The sequence below is a fragment of the Psychrobacter sp. 1Y4 genome (assembly GCF_051847555.1).
In genome coordinates this window covers 1-548 of the sequence record NZ_JBPYDE010001019.1, presented here as the reverse complement: position 1 = coordinate 548, position 548 = coordinate 1, and the positions used below count along the sequence as shown (strand labels likewise).

1 protein-coding gene is annotated in these 548 nt (G+C 40.0%); it reads left to right on the top strand.

The genetic code is table 11. The features are described 5' to 3' along the window. Positions 1–112: 112 nt before the first annotated feature. A partial coding sequence (gene bfr / locus ACS8FC_RS20180) for a bacterioferritin (RefSeq protein ID WP_439298094.1) occupies positions 113–548 on the top strand: 436 nt, incomplete at its 3' end.

The window sequence follows — 548 nt, the reverse complement described above, 5'->3', positions numbered from 1 at the left end:
GACGTTTTGTTGATTTGACCCTTTACTGATCAGTTTACCGATTCCGCTGTCTTTATATGTAAAAATGTGGATATATAATGGTCTGTAAAAAATAAATAGAGGAGTGTACATTATGATAGGCAGTCAAAAAGTCATTGATTATTTGAATTTCTTGTTAGGCGGCGAGCTGGCTGCACGTGACCAGTATTTTATCCATTCAGAGATGTATGCTGAATGGCATTATGGCAAACTGTATGATCGTATCCATCATGAAATGGAAGATGAGACACTACACGCACAAGCAATTATCCGTCGTATCCTGATGCTAAGTGGTACGCCAAAAATGACGGTTGATACGATCAATATCGGCAGCACTGTCCCTGAGATGTTGCAAATTGACCTTGATTTAGAATATAAAGTACAGAAACATCTAAAAGAAGGCATTGCGCTTTGTGAAGCAGAGCACGACTATGTCACACGTGAGATGCTCGTTGAGCAGCTAAAAGATACTGAAGAAGACCATGCGCATTGGCTTGAGCAACAGTTACGCTTAATTGACATGATTGGTC